Origin of the sequence: Gabonia massiliensis (assembly GCF_001403595.1) — a bacterium.
In the GTDB taxonomy this organism is placed as follows: domain Bacteria; phylum Bacteroidota; class Bacteroidia; order Bacteroidales; family Coprobacteraceae; genus Coprobacter; species Coprobacter secundus.
Genome location: NZ_LN877940.1, coordinates 1,449,386 through 1,468,473 on the forward strand (window position 1 = coordinate 1,449,386; position 19,088 = coordinate 1,468,473).

Genomic DNA, 19,088 nt, shown 5'->3' on the forward strand with positions numbered 1-19,088 from the left:
TTATCGATTTGAAGATTGGAGGAAGAGGGTTGCACTGTCATTGTCTACATACAATGTAGCATGGGGATGAGTACGAAGTACAGAAGCCGGACAGTGTTCTGAAATTTTTCCTGTTAACGTTTCTTTTACGGCCCAGGCTTTGGTCTGCGCCGGAACTATACAGAATATGCGTGCAGCTTTTAAAAGTGCTGGGACAGTAAGTGTAAGTGCATGGGTCGGCACTTCGTTGATATGTTTGAAACAGCCGTCGTTTACTTGTTGGTGACGACATCTGTCGTCGAGGTCGACAATTTTTACTCTTTTTGTATCGTTAAAGTTGGCAACATGAGGATCATTGAAAGCAATATGACCATTTTCGCCAATGCCCATGAAGACAATATCTACCGGGAATTCGGACAATACTTTTTCATATACTTGACAAGCATGTATCGGGTCGGGGTCTTGCCCGTTGAGATAGTGTACCGATTTGAAAGGAACTTTGTCGAAAATTCTTCCTTTCAGGAAATTACCGAATCCTTGTGGTGCATCTTTATCAAGTCCGATGTACTCGTCCATGTGAAGGGCATTTATCCGGTTCCACTCTATGCCCGGGGTGACGGATAAGGATTCCAAGAACTCATTCTGAGAAGGTGCTGCTGCAAATATGATATTTACCTGTTCTTGTTTGGAAAGTAGACTTTTGAGGTATGCCGCAGCTTCTTCTGCCGCTTTTTCACCCATCTGCTTACGTGTGTCGTATATTTTTACGTTCAGATTATCTTTTTTTAATTCGGTATTCATATATCTTGTTTTTTATATATTATGTTTCCGTTTATGATAGTCATTTTTATATCTATGCAATCATCGAATATGACGATGTCGGCATCTTTTCCCGGGATGAGACTGCCCTTCCGCTCCTGTATTCCGGCTATACGTGCCGGGGTTGATGAAGCCATGCGTACAGCTTCGGTCAAAGGTATTCCGGCGAGGGTAGTCACGGTGTGTACCAGACGGTCGGTTGTCGCTACACTTCCGGCAAAGGCTGTCCTGTCAGGCAATTTAGCTACTCCGTCTTCGACAATTACTTCCTGTCCATCCGACAGGCTTCCTAATATGCTTTTTCCTTCTGGCATCCCGGCTGCCCGCATCGAGTCGGTAATCAGGGCTATATTATCCGGACCCTTTATTTTGTATACGAGTTTGAGAAGGCTTTCCGGGACGTGTATTCCGTCGGCAATAATTTCTACCGTCATGCCTTCTATCAAATATCCTGCTTCGATGACTCCGGCATAACGGAAAGCATTTCTCCGAGTAATGCCGGGCATACATGAATAAAAGTGGGTTATGTGTGTAAATCCGTATTCAAAGGCTTTTAAAACTTCTTCGTATATGGCGTCGGTATGGGCAATGGAAGGCAGTATGTGCCGTCGAGATAGTTCATTGGCAAATGGAAGAGCTCCCGGCAGTTCCGGGGCGGCACTCCAACGTACAATATCGGTTGAGCGTTCGAGAATTTCCATATAATCTTTCGGGTCGGGAGAAAGTATATAGCGCGAGTCTTGTGCTCCTCTCTGGCTCATGGCGAAATAGGGGCCTTCCAAATGGAGGCCTCCGAATGCTGCACCTTCCCGATTGAGTACCTTTGCCTTCCGGTAAATATCGAAAGATTCGAACAGCAGTTCTTTGGTGCTGGTGAGGGTTGTGGGAAAAAGCAGAGTAGTACCGTGGGTGGCATGCATGCGGGCAGCTTGGAGGTATGCTTCTACCGTACCATCCATGAAATCGTAGTTACCGGCTCCATGAGTATGCAAGTCGATGAATCCGGGTGCTATCCATGCGCCATTGGCATCTATTGTTTCGGCATCAGTTATTTCGACAGGAGATTCGCTAACTTCTTGTATAATACCGTTTTCGATAATTATCGTACCATCGGTAATGGTTCGGTACGGAGTGATGATATTACCGTTAAATATCTTGATGCGTTTCATATTGTTTTATTTTATGCTTTTCCAGTTTTTGATTTTATGTCCCCATATTGCAAAGAAGATGAGATAGAGGAAACAGGGGATGAGTACCCAATATCCGGTGCGTACATCGTAATGGTCGGCCAGTATGCCGTATATCATAGGTAAGAATGCATTTCCACAAAGTCCCATTACGAGTAAGGAGGACCCTAAGTTGGTAAAGCGCCCTAACCCGTTGATGGCCAATGGCCAGATACCTGCATAAATCAGAGCATTGGGCAATCCCATCAGTACGAGAAACCAGATGGACAGGTCGGTTCGATGTCCGAATAAGGTGATGTCGCCTGAAGCGAATATTACACCTAAAGAAAATATAAGCCCTAATGTCGTGCATAGAATTAGGGCCCTGGTCTGGGATATAACTTTGGGAATGAATAGTACACCCAAGAAGTACCCGATTAGGGTGCAAGTAAGAGTATAGGAAGGGAATACTTTGGCTTCGACAAGCCCTATGCCCATACTTTCGGCATAACCGATAATTGTATCTATGGCAATAACTTGAGTCCCGACATGCAGGAATATGGCCAATGCTCCTAAAATAAGATGCGGATATTGCAAGATGCTGTTTTTTTCGGTTACAGTACTGTCTTCTTCGTTATTTACTTGCCGGGTATTGATTTCGGGCAGAGGCGAACGATAGATTCCTATTCCGAAAAGGAATAGCAGGATAGCCAGCCCGGTGTATGGGAGCATGACTCTTCGGATGAGTTCGTCCAATATCGCTTCCCGTTCGGGGCCGACAATCAGATTTTGATTCAGTTGGGCAAATAGCTCGTTGTCGGTGGTACGTAAGACCAGTGCTGCAAAGATAAGTGGAGATATGATTCCGGCAAATTTGTTACAAAGCCCCATGATGCTGATACGTCGGGCAGCACTTTCGATGGGGCCTATGATTGTTACATAGGGATTAGCTGCCGTTTGTAGAATGGCCAGTCCGGTGCCGAGAGTAAAAAGACCGGTAAGGAACAGGCCGTATGTACGTGTAGAAGCTGCAGGGACAAATAGTAAGGCTCCTAAAGCCATGGCCCAGAGCCCATACATCATTCCTTTTTTGAATCCGAATTTATTGAGCAGTATAGATGCCGGAATAGCCATCACAAAGTATGCAATGTAAAAAGCAAAAGTCACCAGATAAGATTGGAAGTGTGTCAGTTCACATGAGATACGGAAATATGGAATGAGTATGGCATTTACCCAAGATACGAAGCCAAATGTGAAAAATAATCCTCCCATAATGGCTATGGAGATGATAAAGTTTTTCTTGTTCATTATGGGGGCGTGTGTTTCGTTCTGTGTTGTCATGCTAATGTTTGTGAGGTTATCAGTACAGGTTTATTTGAAATCTCCGTATTTTATTCCGACTTTGTCCCAGTGTTTCAGGAGTCCTTGCAATGCATTGGAGAATCGGGTGAAGTTTTTGCTTTCCGGAGCTGTCCATCCAGTTTCGGCATGTGCTGCAATTCGAGGAAATATCATTTTTTGTGCGCTTTCACAGGTGGGTAGCCATTCGGTCCACATTTGGCAACCTAAACCGAGTATGTGTTTTTTGAGTTCGGCCGGAATATTTTCCGGAATGGGAGAGAAGGAATATGCTTTTTCAAGCGGGGTTTTCTTGTAAGTATAGTCGAGATAGGTGTAGATATGGTAAGAATTTACGATATCGAATCCTTTTTCTAATGTTTTTCTTATAAGGGTACTGTCTCCTTTCCAGAATTGAACGATGGTTCCCGGTGCCAGTTGTGCACTGCTTCCGGTTTCGTCTTCTGCTTGAAAATTGTGAATTTTGTCTCCGGTTATATCGTTCCAGCCAATCATTCGTTTACCTTTTTGGCTAAGCATACGAGATATCTTGTTGGTGAAGTCAATTTGAAGTTCAGCCGGATTTTTGATTTTGTTTTTTTCCATATATTGCGTGATGGCCGAGGATGCTTTCCAATGGTCATATTTAACTTCGTCACCGCCAATGTGAATGATAGGTGAAGGGAACAGGTTGATAACCTCATCCAATACGCCTTCGATGAAGGAGTAAACTTCGGGATTAGTAACATCCAGAATGTCGTAGTTTACTCCGAATTTACAGGGAACGGGTATTGGCTTGTCTGTACAACCGAGCCAGGAATATGAGGCGATAGCTGCTCCGGCATGCCCCGGCATTTCTATTTCCGGGATGATACGTATATGCAGCCGGTCGGCATAACGGATGATTTCTTTAATCTCTTCTTGAGTATAAAATCCGCCATGAGGTTTTTGCAGATATTTATTACTACGGGAGTTTTCGAGTTGAGTGGAGTCTCTGAATGCTCCGATTTGGGTCAGGAGCGGATATTTTTTTATTTCTATGCGCCAGCCTTGGTCATCGGTCAGATGCCAATGAAAAGTATTCATTTTCAGAAAGGCCATTTCGTCTAACAGTTGTTTTACACATTCTTTTCCTTTGAAGTGTCGGCATTCGTCAAGCATGAAAGCACGCCAGGGAAAAGACGGTCTATCTTGTATCGATACCCCCGGTACAACTATTTGTTTGTTGTCGATACGGATGAGTTGCCGAAGAGTTTGTATTCCGTAAAAAATCCCGGTAGGTGATGAGGCTGAAATATGTATGGTTTGGGAAGAAGTCTCCAGCGAATAGGCTTCTTTTCCTTTTATTTTGGATGAGAGATCTAAAACGATACTGTTTTTTGTTTTGATACCGGTGGCCAAAGCGCATTGCAGTCCTTCTTTTGTGAATATCGATTGCAGATATTCAGCTTCGTTTTTCAGTAACGGGTTGTAGCAGATTTCTATTTTAGTTCCTGAACGATATTCGTTTTGTGTTTCTTTTATCGAAAGCGGAGCCGGAATAACAGAGATTTCGGCTATTGTTTCGAGAGTGAAAAGCAATGTGATGAAGGTATATAATATTCGGCTCATGTCGATGGTATCAAAAGATTATAGTAATTGTATTTATACTGTTTTTTTCTTTTTGGGATTGGAGCAGTACACCTCTTGTTTCAAGAGGTGTACTTGTCGGGCTTCATTATGGTATGATTATTTTGTGTACCGATTTGCCATTGGCGTTTTGCAGAGAAACAATATACATTCCGGCTGTATCGACGGATAATGTGTATTCTCCTGATACGTTTCCGGTTGTACATATTTGTCCGTTTATATTGTATAAAGTGTAATTGGTAGGAATGGAAGTTTGTAAATGAATCGTATTCCCATTTGCAAAAACTATATCTTTGCCCGTCTTCTCGTTTTCCTGTTTTGTAGCTATGAACGGGGTCAAAGAGATATCGTCGATATTGTATCCGATGAGTCCGGCTGTTTTTTGGATATGGAATTTAATATTTATCGGTTCTCCGGAATTAATGGGTAAGCTGATTTTTTCGTAAGAAGTTCCGATTTCGCTATCGGGAATTGTTTTAAGTTCAATCCAATTGTTGCTATCAGAGGTCTTTTGATAGGATACTGTCAATATGGCGTTGGCATTGTCACCTCTGTTTTTCAGGTAGAAGGAGAGAATACCGGCCGAAGTGCAGTTGTTTATTGTAAAGTAGTCATCGGTAAAATCACTGCCCTTGGGCCGGATAGAATTGTTTCCGAAAAATACTCCATTGTTTTGTGCTGCATTGGCATCTATAATCCAGTTTGTTTTATTGGGATATGTAAATTTTTCGGGACGGTCTTCGGATGCAAATCCTTCGCGAAGGATTTCGTTACTTTCTTCGAAAATGATTTTATACTCTCGGGTAGAGATACCGTCGGCAGCTGTAACATTGATTGTCGTGGTGCGTTCTGGCTCCGTACCGTCTATTTTAGTAGCAGCGGTAATTTTTACCGATGCTTTGGTATCGGCAGGGGTAGCCGTAACTTTGGGTATTGCAGTACCTTTGGCCAGGGTGATATTGTAGGTGAGGATTCCTGGGTCGAATTCTTTCAGGGTGGACCCTTTTACTATTATTTCAGATAGTGTACAGATAGTTTCGTCTACAAATTCCACTAATTCTATATCATCGAGAAGAAAATAATCCGATGTTTCACCATCTGTGCCGGCAGTCGATTTGGGCCAGAATATCAGTTTGTATATTCCATCTGTTTGTATGGTGAACGTATATTCCTGTTTTTCCCATTCCTCTCCGTTGTTATATTCTTTATTTAGCATTGATGGCGACGCAAAGATATTTTTGTCGGAAGGAGAGGTTGCTACAGCACCGTTCAGTTTTTCTCCGTTTTCAGTCAGTGTGATATTGGCTAAGGTTCCTTTACCTCGGGTATAGAACGTCAGTTTGTACATTTTTCCGGCCGATAAGGGTTGTAATGTGGGTGTGAACATGCGGCTTACATTACCGGATGTGTTACGGGCGAATACGGAATAGTTCCCTTTATGAGGTGTACCGGTTCGGTATAAGGTCAAGTTACCGTCTCCGGTTTGTGAGGTCCATCCAGCAGGAATTCCTTTGTCGAGTCCTGTGTCAGTAGATATGCCTTCCCAAGTTTCAAAATCCCCGTTCGATATCAGATTTTGTGCTGAAATGGGAGTCGATAATCCGGATATGAGTATTAGGGATAAAAATACTTTTCCGGCTAAATGTCGTAGTTTTATTTTCATAGCGTTTATTATTTTTGAGATATGACAAATGTCCGTATCATTGTTAAGAATGGCTTGCACCATTGTTCAAAAGATTATAAATATTCTTCAAATTTTTTTGTTTTAAGGAAATGATACACCCCTGTCTCTTTTCAGAAAGAGGAAACTTATAGTTGTTACAAGGAACAGGGGCGTATACGGTGTTATGAAAAAGGTACACTTGAGAAAGAGCTATTTTTCTATTTTTACTTTTATCATAAATTGAGAAGCTGCCAGATTATTTTCGGTCCGTTTTACAAAATGGTCATATGCGATTATTACCCTTTTGGTCACTCCATCGATAGGTGTAGCATATACCCCGACGTCTTCAGTCGGTGTTTCGAAATTACCGGAAGTTAAGGACGCAATTTGTTCGAAATTGGTCGGCAATGTTTCGGCCAGCATATCGTCAACTGTAGCTTGGTCAAAAGTACTTCGTTTTATTTTAGCTGCTTTTTTGAAATAGCATCCTTTTACATTTTCCCATTTATCGAGTCCACAAGTCGCATGTTTGAATTTGGTGATGCTTTGTTTCAAAGAGGCTACCCGTATAACCGTGTTTGTACTGTATGATGAGAATGCGATATCGACTTCCTGCCAGTTTGCCATACCGTCACAATAATCGTAGGCCCTGGCCTGTGATGCAGAGAAGAAACATCCGGGAGTAGAGTCGCCGTGATTAGGAGCACCGTCGAGAGACATCAATACTTCGTGGTAATAATATCCTACATGTACATCGTACGAGATATTACTTTTTTTATTGTTGATGTCAGTCGCTTCGATTTTGATACCGGCAAGAGTTTTATCAGCAGTGACGGATTCATTAAGTGTTACGTTTTTATCGTTTGTGATATTCAGAGATTTTACGGTTTCTTCACCGGTGCGGGTGGTCGTTATCAGTTTTATATCTGTTATGCCTGATAGGGATGTGATGTTTCCGGTTACAGATAGAGTTGAGTTGATATCGACACCGTTGAACTCTTTTTCTTTTTGATTTAATGTGATTGTCGGTGCAGGGGCCACTTCTTTCACAATGATTTGTTTTTCGGTGTTGCTCTTTTTCCCGAGTTCGTCCGTAGCCTCGACTATAAGGCCTGTGACATCGACAAATACATTTTCTAATGTTACTTCAAAGTTGTGACTGCTTATGGAAGGGGAAAATTCTTGTTTTTCTCCTATTTGTACCAGACCATCTTGTGTGCGTTTAAGGTATCGAACAGATACCAGTTTCGATTCAGTGGTAATAGAACCTTTTACGGTTACATCGCTAAACTCATCGGCATTAATCGGAGTATCGCCTCCGTCGAATGTGACTTGAGGAGCCGGAATTTCAGTAAAGTTTACTTTCAAAGTACCGACTTTTACCTTGATACGGTCAGAAGGCCCGGCTCCGGCTTTTGCCTTTAATGCGGTAGTTCCTACTTTGAATTGAAATCCGTCATCCTGAAGATTCAGTGTATAACTTTGTTCGCCATTTGTAAACTTGAGCGTATCGTTTCCGTTGATTTTTATTTTTTTCTCTACTCGGTTTACCACCTCGGAGAGTACGAGGTATTGTAGATTTTCTTCGCTTTCTATTGTTATCGATATGTTGGGCATCATGTCTCCTTCGCGGTAATTGATTTCGTTGATACCGTCGTTGAATGTTACTGTCGGAGCGTCTCGCAATGGGATTACTTCGAAAGGTAATGTTGTTGTTGTCGTTTTTCCGTTTTCGTCGGTGGCGATAACCTTGAATCCTATCATGTCTTCACTATACACTGGGGTTTGACTCAAAGAGTAACTGTATTTGTTGAAAAATGATACAACTTCTTTTTCCAGAGCAACTTCTACATCTCCGGTTTTCTGTATGAATGTCTGTACGCTTTTAAGTCCTGCTTCAGCGTTGATGACACAGACAATCGGCGGATTGGTCGCTTTATTCAAATCGACCGTCAGATTTTCGTTCATGAATAATATTTCAGGTGCGGCAGCAGCCTGGTCTGCATCGTCATTGCAGGAATACCATGTAGCACATATACATAGTATCAGTATTAAATTGGACAGAAGTCCTGTCTTTATATATTGAACTTGTTTCATGGCTATAAAAATTAGGGTTTATATACAATTTGTGTATCGACAACATGGACAACTCCGTTCGTAGTAAGGATGTTGCTGGTGATTGCAGTAACGGGAGTGCTGTTTCCTGCCATGTCATTGATGATAAGTCGGGAATATTGTTCGATAGAGTTTTTGTTGTTCAGCCTTAATGTCATGAAAGCATCGGGTGATTTCCAAAGTGTAATCACATATGTGGGGTCGAAGTTGAGTGTTCCCAATCCGTGGTAGTATCCATCGACTGTATGGTATAACAATATGTTTTTCAAGGTTTCTTTGTCCATATCTTCAATAGAGGCAGCACCATAGTTCGAAAGGATTCCGTTTGCCCCCTTAAAGGCATCGTTGTGCAGGAGCAGATAGGTATATTTCCTGTCGTTCTGTGTATAGATATTAATATCTATGCCGGAGTGTTCTATGGCTCTTTTCAGGGAAGAGAATGCATCAGGACGCGATTGGATAAATTCCCAGGTATTCATATATACGTTGTTATCGATGTTGGCGGGCTCGTAATCGTAGCTCGACTGTATACCCAGACAACCGCTGAATAAGAAACAGCACAGGGCTGCTGTGAGTGATAAAACTATATTTTTCATTTTGCTTCGGTTTTTAGGTGTTAATATCCAGGATTTTGTTTCAGGTTCAGATTTTGGTTCAGATGGTCTCTGTGGATGGGAAAGAGTACTTTTCGTTCATCAGACATTCCATTGATGGGTTGCATCACTTCTTTCCATCGGTTACAGCGTACGAGGTCAAACCATCGTTTACCTTCTCCTAAAAATTCTTTTTGCCGTTCGTCCAGTATGGCATCGAGTACTTCGTCGCTACTGACAAAATCGCTGACATAATATGGATTCTCTCCTGCTCGTGTGCGTGTACGGTTGAGTTCGGTAATGGCTTCCGGTGTACGGTCGAGAGCATTGAGGGCTTCGGCATATAAGAGTACAATGTCGGCATAGCGGTAGATGACTAGGTCGTTGTCCGAGTATATACGTCCGGTACCGGTAAAGATAGTGCCATCGGGCCAGAATTTGAATTTGAGCTGCGACTTGCCTTCGCCTATATCTTCCCATTGGGTGGAGCCGAATCGTTTGTCCAGTATGCCATACATGCCCTTTGCTTTGTCGGAAAGAAAGACGCGAGGTTGTGAACTTGCGAAATAACTGATTGACAGATTTTCTCCATTACCTAATTCATCATAAGCTACTTTAAAAATGACTTCGATAGGAATCTCTGCGGTTTCGTCATCAAAAAACATAGCGCGCCAGTCTTTTTCGAATGTCGTAGGTTCGAGTGCCGACAGGCCCCAACGGCTCTTGCTGAGCAAGTCTACTTTTTCTTCTTTTACGGCTACGACTTTCTCGTATTCGTGAAGCCATGCATAAACGTCCATCATCAATACGCATACTGTAGCTACATTGGCTCGAGTACGTTTTGTCGCGGTTTTATCGATGAGGTAATATGCTTTTTCAAGGTCAGGGAGTATAATTTCTTGGAAAATGCGGTTTTTATCTGTACGTTCTCGATATATGCCTTGTGAAATTTCTTCTATCGGTTCGGTGTACATGGGGACATCACCCCATACCCGTACAGCATAAAAGTATGCCCATGCTCTCAGGGTATATGCCTCAGCGAGAAGATTGTTTTTGGTACTGGCAGTCATGGTAATGTCGGGGATATATTTAATAGCGGCATTGGCTCGGCTGATAACGTTGTAAAGGTTGGTCCAATATGCTGCCTGATTATCATTCGACATGGTATTGTATATCATTTCTTTCTGGTCGAATGCATCTTTGTCATGTGGAATGTAATTATCGGCTCTTAGTTCTCCCCAGTCCCAAAGTCCCGGAGACATAGCTTCGGCAAAAGCGCTGTATATAGCGACTACCCCGATTTCTGCGTCTGTCCCGCTTTGCCAGAAACTTTCGGCTGTAAGGTCACTAATAGGTTTCTCATTCAGAAAATCGCTACATGAAGAGAATGTGAGCAATGCTGAGAATAATATAATAAGTTTATTTTTCATCGTACAATAAGTTTTTAGAAGGTTATATTAACTCCAAATCCGTATTCTCTTTTTCTCGGATAACGGTTCTGGTCGATACCGAGAGTCAACGGGTCGCCCGTGTTCAGGGAAAATTCGGGATCATATCCTGTGTAGTTGGTAAATGTCAACAGGTTATTACCATAAATATATACGGTTGCAGCTTTCAATAAAGCTGGTTTTATCCAGTTCTTGGGCAAAGAATAGCTAAGTTTCACGTTACGAAGTTTTATATAGGAGCCGTCTTCTATATAGAAACTCGATGGCGGTAGTCGGTTATGTTCTTTATTGATAGGAGCCGGATATTTGGCTATATCGCCCGGTTTTGTCCACATGTTGTGTATTGCATCAGGAGAAGGGGTTGCTCCGTCATAAGAAAATTTGTTACGTTTAGCCTCGGCATAATTATATACATCGCCTCCTAAAGAGTAGAAAAATGAGATGTATAAAGAGATACCTTTGTAAGACAAGTTGGTGCTGAGGCCTCCGAATACGTCGGGTTGGGCACAGCCTATCTTGGTTTTGTCGGCAGAGTTTATCGTCCCGTCGCCATTGGTGTCGAAAAAGTCGACATCACCGCCTTTCAATACGCTTCCGTCAGAACTCTTTTTTTGTTGTACGGTGCCTGTATATTCTTTGTCACCTAAATAGTATTTACCGGTAAATGTACCGTTTGAGAAGACCGGGGTCAGGCGTTCCCAGTTGTCACTGAAGGCGTTCGATTCGTCATAAGCGAATATTCCAAGGTATTTGTATCCGTAAAATTCACCCAGTCTGGCATTTTGTTGTACATAAATGGCTTCGTCCATACCTTTATAAAATGGAACTCCATCGGCAATTTGAGTGATTACACTGTTGTTCTTGGCAATATTGAAGTTGACCGACCAGGAGAAATTTTTATTACGAAATATGTCGTAATCGACAGTAAATTCAAAACCTTCATTGGTCATGGCTCCGACGTTTTTACGCATTGTTTTGAAACCGGTTTCTTTGGGAACTTCTACTTGACATAGCAGTTTGTCCGTATTTTTCTTATAGTAATCGGCAACAATCCTGAGTTTATTGTTCAGCATACGTAAATCGAGTCCGATATTGTATTGTGTGGTTTCTTCCCAGCTGAGTCCGTTATATGCCAGATTACTGGCAGCAATTCCCGATACACCTTCATAAATGTAGTTAGGGCTGTAAAGTTGCCAAGAGTCGTAGTCTCCGATTTCCTGGTTACCGGTAATACCCCAGCTGGCTCTTAATTTGGCATCGCTTAGAAAGCGTTTGCTCCAGCGCATGAATCTCTCATCGGAGAAACGCCAACCTACAGATGCTGATGGGAAAGTACCCCAACGATTTGACGAGCCAAAACGAGAAGACCCGTCGAAACGGATGTTGGCATTCAGCAAATATTTTCCTTTATAGTTATATGAGGCTCTACCGAAAAATGAGGCCATTTTGTGGCGATAAAACCGGGTATATGTTTTTTTCGTATCGAATAGAGAAGCTGTATTCAGCGTATAAATCATGTCGGTGGTGTAGTCGAGACCTACGATGTTCAAGTTTTCGCGCCCCCAAAATTGTACACTATTACCTACCATGACATTTAGTTCGTGATATTTGAATTTATCGTTGTAGCTGAGATAGTTTTCATTGGCCCAGTCGTAACTTATTTCCGAAAGGTCACGTCCTGTACTTCTCTCTTCGGTTGATAATTGAGGTGTAGTGCGGAAAAATTGGCTTCGGTCGTTTAAATAGTTTCCTTGTATGTTTGTATTGAATTTGAATTTACTGTTGAAACGCACTTCTACATATTCGTATATTGAAGCCCGGTAGTTTTGAGCTTTGTTTACATCATCCATGGCAACAGCATAGGGATTGCGCCGGCTGCTGATGTTGGGGACGTAACTCCCGTCGGGATTGAATATTGCCCAATATGAAGGTCGCTCAAGGGCTTGGTTTAAAACACCGTCTTCAGAAATACCGTTTTTATATGCAAAACTCAAGTGTACTTTGCTCCCCAGTGTAATGTATTTATTAGGTTTGTATTCGGTATTGATACGAGTGGTGAAACGATTGTAATTACTGTTTACCATGATGCCTTTATCGGATAGGAATCCGGCACTCAGATAGTATTTGAAAGCATCGGATGCTCCACTGGCACTTAAATCAACTTGGTCGCGTGAGGCTGTACGGAAAAGCAGGTCTTGCAAGTCTATGTCTTGATTATTGAAAAAAGCCAGAGAGTCTTTGATGTCGTACCCATTGACTCCACCAGTCAGTTCGCGTCGTACCCGGTCATAGTAACGGCGTTCGTCTCCATTAGCTTTAGGCATTTTACGACTGAGTGTACTGAAACTTTTGAGGTAACGGATGTCGAGTCTCGGGCGGGTTTTTTCTCCTTGTTTTGTCGTAATCAAGATAACACCGTTGGCTGAACGTGAACCGTATATGGCAGCTGATGCCGCGTCTTTCAAGACTTCGATAGATTCTATATCGGCAGGGTTTATATCTTCGATGGATTCAAAAGGGACACCATCTACAATGTATAGGGGTTTTGCCCCACCTTCGAATGTGGATGTACCCCGGATACGGATATCTGCCGCTTCTCCCGGAGCCCCTGACCCGGTAGTGATTTGTACTCCGGCAGTCTGTCCTTGCAATGCATCTGCAATAGAAATTGCATTTCGCTGTTCTATTGTCTCAGATGATATGGAAGCGATGGCTCCGGTTACATCTCGTTTTTTCATTGCTCCATAACCTACAACAACAACTTCGTCCAGCTCTTTTATTGCTTCGGTCATGATTAGGTTTATAGTGGTCTTTTTATTTACGGTGATTTCTTCACGGTTAAATCCGGTGTAGAAAAATTGTAAAACGGCATGTTGGTCGGGGACAGTGATGGTATATTTGCCATTGATATCGGTAAGTGTACCTTTGTTTGTACCTTTCAGTAGAATACTGACACCAATAAGCGGTTCTTTTTTGGTGTCGGTAACGGTACCGGATATTTTTATCCCCTCGGATTGTGCCAATAACGGGATATTCAATACAGAAAGAAAAAAGCATATATATGCTGTTTTCAAAAAGTAATGAAAGGGTAGTGGTAAGAGATTTGGTTTTTTCATATAAAGCTCATTTAAAATTTGTTGTTATAGTTTAGATATTAAAAGACGACCGTCAAAAAAAATAGTATCATGACGGAGATAAGGACAATATAAATGAGTCCTATAAAATCAAATTTATTTCCAGTTGTTTTCAAAGCATAAATGTTTTCTGCAAAGCAATCGAAAAAACATGGAACGGACTTGAAATATTATTCATAATGTTATAAGAATTCTTCAAATATTTGTTTGTAAAGCTTTGTGAACAAGTTTGTAAAGATAATCGCAATGTTTTTATCGTTTGAAAATAAATCGGAGGTTTGTGAGTTAAATTTTTCGATTCGTAGTAACAGGTCTATTGATTCAGTGTTTTATCTTCATTCAAAACGTGATGGGATGCATTTTATTGTATGAGTTTTGAAGAACTGTATTACCGGTATTTTTGTTATATAACCAATAAAAAATTGATAGTATGGGTAAAAAAGCTATAAATCTGAACCGGTTTTCAATGATTGCCAGTTTGTGTCTTTTGTCGGTATTTTTGTGTATAACTTTATTGGCTGCCAATGGTGAGCAGCATACGGAACATTGTGCCGAAAGAAAAAGTATGTTACTAAAGATGATGGATTCTATGATGACAGAGATGGACTCGGTCTCTTTGGACGCATCTGTTTCCGGTGATTTTTTACGACAGATGATTCCGCATCATCAGGGAGCAGTAGAAATGGCTGAGTATGAAATCAAATATGGTAAGAGTCCGGAGATGATACGGCTTGCTCGAAAGATAGTGACAGCTCAACAACAGGAAATTGCCGAGATGGAGACGATGTTGAAAAACTATCCGTATAAAGAAGGAGAGACTGTGCCGATAAAATATGTTGATGCTATGAATAAAATAATGATGGATATGATGCATCAGACGCCAACGGATGAGGAGCTGAAAGGTAAGAATGTCGATTGTTCCTTTGCTATGGTCATGTTGCCACACCACCAGGCTGCAGTAGATATGGCAATGGTATTTTTGAAACTTGAGCCTCAATCACAGCTTGTTACTTTTGCTCAAGGTATTGTGTCTGACCAGAAAAAAGAGATAGAACAGATGCAGAAATTTATCGAAAATGATTGTAAATGATTGTTTCTTGAAAAATATTTACAATAAGGTTTCCCGGTCTTTTTGTGTGAGACTTTTGATTACGATATTATAGGAGTTTTCTACAAGCTCCTTAATTTTTTTGTCGGGTACATCTTGATTGAAGTATACACTGATCCAGTGTTTCTTATTCATATGCCATCCTGGCTTTATACCTATATAATCGGTTTGTAATTCTCCTATTTTATCGGGTTGGCATTTGATACAACAAAAATCAAAAACCTCGATATTTACAAAACAGAACCATTTATCTCCGATATAAAAACAAAGTACGTTACGGCTGTAAGGGTCGGTAACATTCGGGAAAGGCATTTTTTCATGTACGCCTTTAAATGAAAGACAGTATTCTCTGAATTCTTCAACATTCATATTTTATAATAAAATAGTAGAATTGAATTTTTTGTTTCATGGTACTAAGTTAGTGTTTATTCATGGAATTTTGGATAAGTTTTTTTTCTTTGTTACGAATAAATTTCTGCTTTATAGAGAAAAATCGAACTACTAAGTTTTGTTTATCAGTGAGTTATGGTTGTAATTAATACTAGCCTTTTTTCGATTTTGCAAAGAAACAACTATTTGTGGAGCGGAAAAAGTTGGGTTAGCAAAGGGAATTGTTTTTGTCTGAATCCAAATTTGCTAACTTTGCAAATAAAAGTAAGTAACTATTTATGCAATATAGATGATATTGCCGATATATAAAAATTGCAGAATATGTTGAAGAAAGAAGAGAAAAATTCAATTATCGAGATTTGCCCTATAAGGAATGTCGTTGCACGTTTCGGCAATAAGTGGGCATTGTTGGTCGTTCTGGTTTTGAGCGAACAGGAGATAGTGCGTTTCAATGAATTGTGCAGGTTGATACCGGATGTTTCGTCACGTGTATTATCGGCTACGCTAAGAACACTGGAGGCTGATGGATTGGTTTCTCGCAAGGTTTATCCGGTCGTACCACCCAAAGTGGAATACCGATTGACCGATGTTGGACAGTCTTTGGTTCCGTTTATTATCCAGCTTACCGAATGGGCACAAACCCATATGAAGACTATCGTCAAGCACCGCAAAAAATTTGAGGTTGAAAGCTTGTCTGAATAGAGGATATTGATTATAATTGTCAGTATTCTCAATCATCTGCTCTCGGTGGGTCGATTGCCTCCTGCTAAAAGAGGATTTTTGGGAGTAATTGGGTATATAGTTGACCGATAATTGATACTGACAAAATCGAGAGAGTAGAATTCTCTGATAATTGAAGTTGTTTTTTATTTGCTATATACTTGCTTGATGTATAAAAGGGATAGCGGAGAATTAAATATATGAGAACATTACATTATATATTATTTGCTGTATTTATTTTTATTTTTTTGTGTGTAGCCCAAAGGCACGAGTCTTCTTTCAGTAAGGAAGAGAAGATGATTATTGGAACCGATAAAGACAGTATTATGCGAGTCTGGTTGACAACCAACTATGAAGATTCTTTATTTCTACGTCGGAAAGCAAAACTTCTATCGGAGAAAGAAATACGCTCGTCTTGTTTCGAAACGTTGAAAAAAAGAATGTTATATACCGTTAATGATACGGTGCAACCGGGGGTGGGGATTGCAGCACCACAGGTGGGGATAAGCCGTTGTCTGATTGCTGTACAGCGTTTTGATAAACCTGGGGAACCTTTCGAATTTTATATTAATCCTCGTTTGGTTTACATGTCGGAACGAAAAAAAGTAGGGAAAGAAGGCTGTCTTTCTATACCTGACCGTATGGGAATGGTCGCCCGTTCTACAGATATTGTGGTAAGATATGTCGATGAGAGCACTCTGCAAGAAAAGCAAGATACAGTAAGCGGATTTACTGCTGTGATTTTCCAGCATGAGATAGATCATTTATCGGGAATACTTTATATTGATAAATTATCGAATTGATTATATTATGAAATCTATATATAAGGCAAAGGGTACATGCAGTACTCAGATTGAAGTCGAGGTGTGTGACGGAGTTGTAAAGAATGTTTGTTTTCGAGGCGGGTGTAGCGGTAATCTTCAAGGTATTTGCCGGTTGGTAGAGGGTATGTCGGTGGAAGAAGTGAAGCATCGTTTGAGCGGGATACGTTGCGGCAATAAGCAAACGTCGTGCCCTGACCAGTTGTGCAAGGCTCTTGATGCTATGGTATCGGAGTAACATAAATTTATAGGACATATTTGTAATCGTTATAGATTGATATAATTCATTTTTATCGAGTTATAAATTCGAGAGAGAGGCTTCTCTTAGGTAGGGGATATTTCCTTATCGGATTTTTATTCTTTTATGAAATTTACTGTTATCTTTTTTTCTACTTGTTTGTTATACAGATATGAAGATAACAGATAAATATTCGTATAAGGTATTGAGCCGGGTCGTTAACCGGGTGAATAAAAGAAGAGGCGGGGATGCGGACTATCCGTATTTCATCATTGTATTACTGATACTCCGTTATTTTTATCAGGTGTTTAATTCGCCGGTAGGTATTGTCCGGGGTGGAAATCCTCCTCAGGATTTGTTTTATAAGACAACAGCCGAACAGTTTGACATTTTTACTTTTTATATGATGTATGAGCAGTCGCGATGGTCATATTATATTCAGGCTGATAAGAGTATTTCATTGACGGATTCTCTTTTGGAGACGATAGAGAATATGAAATGTTTTTTTGCCAATTTAAAGGAATCGTTGTCATATTTCGATAATGTAATATTCTCTGATGAGGCTCTGTTACGAGAGGTAATTCGTAATATAGATAGAATCGATTATCGGGTGAATGGAGTTGTCAGCAAAGATTTGTTGGGAGAAATGATGTCTTATGTCTTGTTACTTTTCAGTCGTAATCAGGACAGATAAATGGATGTATGTAGAGCCAGTTTGAATTTTCCGATAAAAGGAAATTCTCGAAGTTGGTATGAGCAAAATTTGAACAGGATATTATTTTTCGGGTATTTTCTTTTCGCGTTTGTTCCTACTTGGCAGTTGCGATTTCTTTTTTTCATCCGGTTCTGTATGTAAAATATATTTTTGGTAATAGGCCAGCAAGAGAGTTGTTAAAGGCAGGGCTATAATCATGCCTATGATGCCTAATAGGCTTCCCCATATAGAGAGTGAGAGTAGAATAATTGCCGGATTAAGCCCTGTAACGTGACCCATAATACGAGGAACCAGAAAAAGATCCTGGATAAGTTGTACTACGATGAATACAACCAAGCAGGCAGCGAACAGTACCCAGAAGTTTTCATTTGTTTCGGCAGATTTTAACAGACAGAGAAGTATTGTGGGAATGAATCCTATGATTTGCAAATAAGGGACCATATTCAATAGTCCGATAAATAATCCGAGGACGATAGCTAATGGCATCCCTACGATTAGGAAGCCGATACTGAACAGTATTCCTACGATGAAGGCGACCAATGCCTGACCTCTGAAATAGCGGTTCATACTTACTTGCACGTCGCTGAGGATAGATAATACCGGACGACGATATTGGCGGGGAATCATGTTTCGGAATCCGCAAATGATTTTATCGTAGTCAAGTAAAATAAAAATAAGGTATATAAGAACGATAAACCAGCTTACAATCGTAATTATTTGACTTACTGACCCAGAGATGATAATCCAAGTTTCAGACAAGGCTTTTTTTACCAAATTTGACCAGTCTTCTTTATTCATCATTCCGGCAATACGTTCAAAATCGATATTCTCCTGTATAAAAAGTTTCCAGCTTTCAGGCAGGAAAGGAATGTTGTATTCGTTGTCTGAATAATCTTGTATCATTATTTTTATTTTGTCTATTTCATCGAGAATCGAAGGGATGAATATCCAACCCAGTAAAGAGAAAAATAAAATAATGGAAATAAGGGCCGTTACGATGGCTAAAAAATTGTTATGTATGTGGCATTTCTTTTTGAAAAAGTCGACTAAAGGATGGATGAGATAAGCGAGAAGCCAGGCAACAAGAAATGGCAATAGAGCTCCTTTCAGTAAATCGATAAGATAAAATATCCCTACAACGATAGCTATAGTAAAGAGTATGCGTATAACGCGGTCGAAAGTATAAGGTCGTCGAGAAATGTACATACGTGG

General features: G+C 40.7%; 16 protein-coding genes. 5 read left to right on the forward strand and 11 right to left on the reverse strand.

All coding sequences use genetic code 11. The annotated features are described in order from the left end of the window. From BN2628_RS15510 to BN2628_RS15550, 9 genes are all read right to left on the reverse strand, one after another. A complete protein-coding gene (locus BN2628_RS15510; protein WP_055099677.1) occupies nt 1-780 on the reverse strand; it encodes a glucosamine-6-phosphate deaminase in 780 nt (259 codons plus the stop codon). Then, a complete protein-coding gene (nagA, locus tag BN2628_RS15515) occupies nt 777-1,967 on the reverse strand; it encodes an N-acetylglucosamine-6-phosphate deacetylase (protein WP_055099685.1) in 1,191 nt (396 codons plus the stop codon). The genes BN2628_RS15510 and nagA overlap by 4 nt, the downstream gene beginning before the upstream one ends. A 6-nt stretch (nt 1,968-1,973) precedes the next feature. Further along, the gene (locus BN2628_RS15520; RefSeq protein WP_055099694.1) at nt 1,974-3,305 is read right to left on the reverse strand and encodes a sugar MFS transporter; all 1,332 of its coding nucleotides are present in this window, start codon (nt 3,303-3,305) and stop codon (nt 1,974-1,976) included. A gap of 30 nt (nt 3,306-3,335) precedes the next feature. Next, nucleotides 3,336-4,913 carry a beta-N-acetylhexosaminidase gene (locus BN2628_RS15525; RefSeq protein ID WP_055099699.1) on the reverse strand — a complete coding sequence of 526 codons (1,578 nt, stop codon included), beginning with the start codon at nt 4,911-4,913 and terminating at the stop codon, nt 3,336-3,338. 106 nt (nt 4,914-5,019) lie between these two features. Then, nucleotides 5,020-6,594 (reverse strand): T9SS type A sorting domain-containing protein, encoded by a 1,575-nt coding sequence (locus BN2628_RS15530; protein ID WP_055099705.1) that lies wholly within the window; start codon nt 6,592-6,594, stop codon nt 5,020-5,022. A 210-nt stretch (nt 6,595-6,804) separates the two neighbouring features. Next, nucleotides 6,805-8,691, reverse strand: coding sequence for a hypothetical protein (locus tag BN2628_RS15535; protein WP_055099710.1), 1,887 nt, complete (start codon nt 8,689-8,691; stop codon nt 6,805-6,807). Between the two features lie 11 nt (nt 8,692-8,702). Beyond that, nucleotides 8,703-9,305, reverse strand: a complete 603-nt coding sequence (locus tag BN2628_RS15540) for a fasciclin domain-containing protein (RefSeq protein ID WP_021930054.1) — start codon at nt 9,303-9,305, stop codon at nt 8,703-8,705. A gap of 20 nt (nt 9,306-9,325) precedes the next feature. After that, nucleotides 9,326-10,732, reverse strand: coding sequence for a RagB/SusD family nutrient uptake outer membrane protein (locus BN2628_RS15545; RefSeq protein ID WP_055099720.1), 1,407 nt, complete (start codon nt 10,730-10,732; stop codon nt 9,326-9,328). A 14-nt stretch (nt 10,733-10,746) separates the two neighbouring features. Further along, nucleotides 10,747-13,866, reverse strand: a complete 3,120-nt coding sequence (locus BN2628_RS15550; RefSeq protein WP_055099725.1) for a SusC/RagA family TonB-linked outer membrane protein — start codon at nt 13,864-13,866, stop codon at nt 10,747-10,749. Between the two features lie 448 nt (nt 13,867-14,314). Between BN2628_RS15550 and BN2628_RS15555 the strand changes: the two genes are divergently transcribed. Beyond that, nucleotides 14,315-14,974: a DUF305 domain-containing protein gene (locus BN2628_RS15555; protein WP_055099730.1), complete on the forward strand. Its 660-nt coding sequence runs from the start codon at nt 14,315-14,317 to the stop codon at nt 14,972-14,974. Between the two features lie 18 nt (nt 14,975-14,992). Here the strand turns inward: BN2628_RS15555 and BN2628_RS15560 are convergent, their stop codons facing one another. Further along, the gene (locus tag BN2628_RS15560) at nt 14,993-15,361 is read right to left on the reverse strand and encodes an MmcQ/YjbR family DNA-binding protein (protein ID WP_021930050.1); all 369 of its coding nucleotides are present in this window, start codon (nt 15,359-15,361) and stop codon (nt 14,993-14,995) included. A 342-nt stretch (nt 15,362-15,703) separates the two neighbouring features. Between BN2628_RS15560 and BN2628_RS15565 the strand changes: the two genes are divergently transcribed. The 4 genes from BN2628_RS15565 (at nt 15,704) to BN2628_RS15580 (ending at nt 17,855) form a co-directional block, all read left to right on the forward strand. Next, nucleotides 15,704-16,084, forward strand: coding sequence for a winged helix-turn-helix transcriptional regulator (locus BN2628_RS15565; RefSeq protein ID WP_055099735.1), 381 nt, complete (start codon nt 15,704-15,706; stop codon nt 16,082-16,084). A 218-nt stretch (nt 16,085-16,302) separates the two neighbouring features. Then, entirely contained in the window at nt 16,303-16,905 is a 603-nt protein-coding gene (gene def / locus BN2628_RS15570; RefSeq protein WP_021930048.1) for a peptide deformylase, read from the forward strand. A gap of 7 nt (nt 16,906-16,912) precedes the next feature. Further along, on the forward strand, nt 16,913-17,161 hold the full coding sequence (locus BN2628_RS15575; protein WP_055099741.1) for a TIGR03905 family TSCPD domain-containing protein: 249 nt from the start codon (nt 16,913-16,915) through the stop codon (nt 17,159-17,161). A gap of 172 nt (nt 17,162-17,333) precedes the next feature. Then, on the forward strand, nt 17,334-17,855 hold the full coding sequence (locus BN2628_RS15580; RefSeq protein ID WP_055099747.1) for a hypothetical protein: 522 nt from the start codon (nt 17,334-17,336) through the stop codon (nt 17,853-17,855). 81 nt (nt 17,856-17,936) lie between these two features. On the opposite strand, the gene BN2628_RS15585 is transcribed toward BN2628_RS15580, so the two are convergent. Then, entirely contained in the window at nt 17,937-19,082 is a 1,146-nt protein-coding gene (locus tag BN2628_RS15585; RefSeq protein WP_055099752.1) for an AI-2E family transporter, read from the reverse strand. Between the last annotated feature and the right edge of the window lie 6 nt (nt 19,083-19,088).